The sequence below is a fragment of the Actinoallomurus acaciae genome (assembly GCF_042429965.1).
Taxonomy (GTDB): domain Bacteria; phylum Actinomycetota; class Actinomycetes; order Streptosporangiales; family Streptosporangiaceae; genus Actinoallomurus; species Actinoallomurus acaciae.
The window spans coordinates 1-3280 of the sequence record NZ_JBHLZP010000721.1 but is presented as its reverse complement, the minus strand read 5'-3'; the positions used below and the strand labels follow the sequence as shown (position 1 = coordinate 3280).

Genomic DNA, 3280 nt, shown 5'->3' with positions numbered 1-3280 from the left:
GTCCGCGGCGTACGGCCCGGTCTCGGGGCCCGCCGCGGTGGCCCGCTCGACGTGCAGCGCCTGCACGGGACAGGCCGCCGCGGCCCGCAGCACGTTCTGGCGCTGGTCCTCGGAGGGGGCGGGGTCGTAGGCGAGCGCCTCACGGCCGTTCATCGAAAAGACCTCCGGCGCCATGAAGACGCACTGCCCGTACCCCTGGCACCGTGTCAGATCGACCACGACTCTCACCCGGGTCCCCCCTTCCGGGCGCGCGTTCCGCCCGTCCCCCGTTACCGGGGACCTACCCGGGTTCGGCGGCCGGTAGTTTCCCCAGGTGACGGCTCATTCGGCGGAAGCCTGTTTGACGGCGTAGGCGCCGATGCCGTTCTCGAGCAGGTCGAAGGCGCGGTCGGCCGCCGCGCGCAGGTGCGGGAGGATCGCCTCCAGGCTCTCGCCGGCCAGCCGCCGCCGCAGGTACTCACCCGTGACCGTACGGGTCAGCGCGACCAGTTGGGCGGCGACGAACCGCGGGGTCGGGTCGTCGGGGTCGGCATCGGTCTCGTCGGCCAGCACCTCTGCCAGGTACTCCTCGCGCAGTTCGTGCATATGCCGGATCCGCGAGGTCAGGGCCGGGCTCTCGGCCACCATGCGGTGGAAGTCGGCGGCGCCGCCGGCGATCCCGTACCGCCAGTCGCGCTCTTCCAGGGCGGCGTGGAAGTCGCGGCGCACCGCCTCGACGGCCGACCGGCCCGCCGGCCGGCGGGCCACCACGCGCCCGAGCCCCCGCACCGCGGAGTCCTGCCGGTCGAAGAACAGATCCTCCTTGGTGCGGAAGTAGTTGAAGACCGTGTTGACCGACACGTCGGCCGCCTCGGCGACCTCGGCGACCGTGACCTTCTCGAACCCGCGCAGCATGAACAGGCCCATGGCGACGTCCGCGATGCGCTGACGGGTCTCGCGCTTCTTGCGCTCGCGCAGGCTCAGTTCTTCTGCCACGCCGCCGATCGTACCTACTTGGTGTCACACTAAATTTGTAGTGACACCAATATTGTGCCAGTGTGGGCGGCATGGATCACGTCATCGAGGCGCGTGGCCTCGCCAAGTCCTTCACCGGCGCGGAGGCGGTCCGCGGCGTCGACCTCACCGTGAGAGCCGGAGAGATCGTCGGATTCCTCGGCCCGAACGGCGCCGGCAAGACGACCACCCTGCGGATGCTGACCACTCTGCTGCGCCCGACGGCCGGCACCGCGACGGTGGCCGGGTGCGACCTGACCGCCGACCCCGCCGGCGTGCGCCGCCACATCGGCTATGTCGCCCAGGGCGGCACGACGAACCCCTCCTGCACGGTCATGCGGGAACTGGTGCTGCAGGCGCGGCTGTACCGGGTGCCGGACCCGCACGCCCGGGCGCAGGAGCTGCTGGAACGGTTCGGGCTCACCGACCGGCCCGTCGGCTCCCTGTCCGGCGGGCAGAAACGCCGCCTCGACATCGCCCTGGGCATCGTGCACGTCCCCGCGCTGGTGTTCCTGGACGAACCGACGACCGGCCTGGACCCGCAGAGCCGCGCCGAGGTGTGGCGCCACGTCCGGCGGCTGCGCGACGAACACGGCACCGCGATCTTCCTGACCACCCATTACCTGGAGGAGGCCGACGCGCTGTGCGACCGGATCCTCATCATCGACCGGGGACGCGTCATCGGCGAGGGCACGCCCGATGACCTCAAGCGCCGCCTGTCCGGCGACATCGTCACCGTCGAGATCGACGGTGACCCGGGTCAGGCCCGGGCCGCGCTCGCCGGCCTGGACGCCGTACGCGAGGTGCGGGTCACCGGCGGGACGCTGCGTCTCACCGTCGAGCACGGCGACCGCATCCTCCTCCAGCTCACCCGCGCCCTGGACGCCGGCGGCGTGGAGCCGCGGTCGGTGCGCCTGACCCGGCCCACCCTCGACGACGTCTTCCTCGCCCTGACCTCACCGGAGGCGGCCCATGCCGCATGACACCTGGCTGATCTTCCGGCACCAATTGCGGCTGTCCCTGGGCAGCCGGCTCGGACTGGTGTTCGGCGTGCTCCAGCCCGTCCTCAACCTCGCGCTGTTCGGCCCGCTGCTGACCACCTACCTGGGGCCCGGCAGCTGGCAGGTGTTCGTGCCCGGCGTCCTGATGCAGCTGGCGCTGCTGAGCGCGGGGCTGGCCGGCTTCGGCATCGTCTTCGACGCGCGTTTCGGCGTGCTCGACCGCCAGCGGGTCACCCCCGCCCCGCGTACCGCGCTGCTGCTGGGCCGCGTGCTCACCAACGTGGTCGTGCTGCTGGGCCAGTCGCTGCTCGTCATCGCCGTGGGGTTCGCGTTCGGGTTCCGGGCGCCGCTCGCCGGGCTGCTCGTCGGCCTGGCGCTGCTCGTGCCGCTGGCCGTCGGCCTCGCCGCGCTGTCGTACGCCTTCGCGCTCACGCTCCGCCGCCAGGAGATGTTCGCACCGCTGTCCAGCACGGTCATCGTGCCGATGCTGCTGCTGTCGGGGGCGCTGCTGCCGATGTCCACGGCGCCGGCGTGGCTCGACGTGCTCTCCCGCGCGACGCCGTTCCGGTACGCGGTGGAGGGACTGCGGGCGGCCTTCGCCGGCCGTTACGCCTCGGCCGCGCTGACCGGCGGCGTCATCGTGTTGCCGGCGTTCGCGGTGGCCGCCGTCGCGGTCGGCACCCGCACGTTCAGCCGCTGGAACGCGTGACGCCGACGGTCTCCATGACGGGCAGCTCCCCGATCACCTGCCCGCGGGCGGCCACCGACCGCTGGGCGACGAACGCGCCGACCAGCACGATCAGGCCGCCCGCGAGCTGGACCGGGGACAGGTGCTCGCCCAGGATCACCCAGGCGAACACCGCCGCCGCGACCGCCTCGACGTAGCCCACGGCGCCCGCGATCGGCGCCGACAGCCGGTGCACGGCGGCGACGCTGGTGACGTACGCGACGACCGTGCTGATCAGTACCAGCAGCGTGAGCAGGAGCCAGCCGGGCGCGGTGTGGCCGCCGAGCGCGACCTCCACGCCGAACTCGTGCCAGGGCACGTTCCACGGCGGGGCGCAGACGGCGAGGACGACCACGGCGATGGCGAAGCCGGTGGCGGTCATGACGAGCGGGTCGACGCGCCCGACGGCCCGGTCGGCGGCCAGGAAGAACGCGGCCTGGCACGCCGCCGCCCCCAGCCCGGCGAGCACGCCGATCAGGTCCAGCCGCAGCCCCGCCCACACCTGCACCACACAGGCGAGGCCGACCAGCGCGATGCCGACCCCGACCGCGGCCGAACG

The 3280-nt window shown here is 73.0% G+C and carries 5 protein-coding genes; 2 read left to right on the top strand and 3 right to left on the bottom strand.

The annotated features are described in order from the left end of the window. Positions 1 to 219, bottom strand: a 219-nt coding sequence (locus tag ACFFNX_RS45735; RefSeq protein WP_378212593.1) for a ferredoxin, incomplete at its 3' end; no start/stop codon positions are given. A gap of 102 nt (positions 220 to 321) precedes the next feature. Continuing rightward, positions 322 to 975, bottom strand: coding sequence for a TetR/AcrR family transcriptional regulator (locus tag ACFFNX_RS45730; RefSeq protein ID WP_378212592.1), 654 nt, complete (start codon positions 973 to 975; stop codon positions 322 to 324). Positions 976 to 1046: 71 nt separating this feature from the next. On the opposite strand from ACFFNX_RS45730, the gene ACFFNX_RS45725 reads away from it, so the two are divergent. Together ACFFNX_RS45725 and ACFFNX_RS45720 are read left to right on the top strand one after the other, a co-directional pair. Further along, positions 1047 to 1976, top strand: a complete 930-nt coding sequence (locus ACFFNX_RS45725; RefSeq protein ID WP_378212590.1) for an ATP-binding cassette domain-containing protein — start codon at positions 1047 to 1049, stop codon at positions 1974 to 1976. Then, positions 1966 to 2703 (top strand): ABC transporter permease, encoded by a 738-nt coding sequence (locus ACFFNX_RS45720; protein WP_378212589.1) that lies wholly within the window; start codon positions 1966 to 1968, stop codon positions 2701 to 2703. The genes ACFFNX_RS45725 and ACFFNX_RS45720 overlap by 11 nt, the downstream gene beginning before the upstream one ends. On the opposite strand, the gene ACFFNX_RS45715 is transcribed toward ACFFNX_RS45720, so the two are convergent. Continuing rightward, on the bottom strand, positions 2684 to 3280 hold a 597-nt coding region (locus ACFFNX_RS45715), incomplete at its 5' end, for an EamA family transporter (protein WP_378212588.1). The genes ACFFNX_RS45720 and ACFFNX_RS45715 overlap by 20 nt on opposite strands.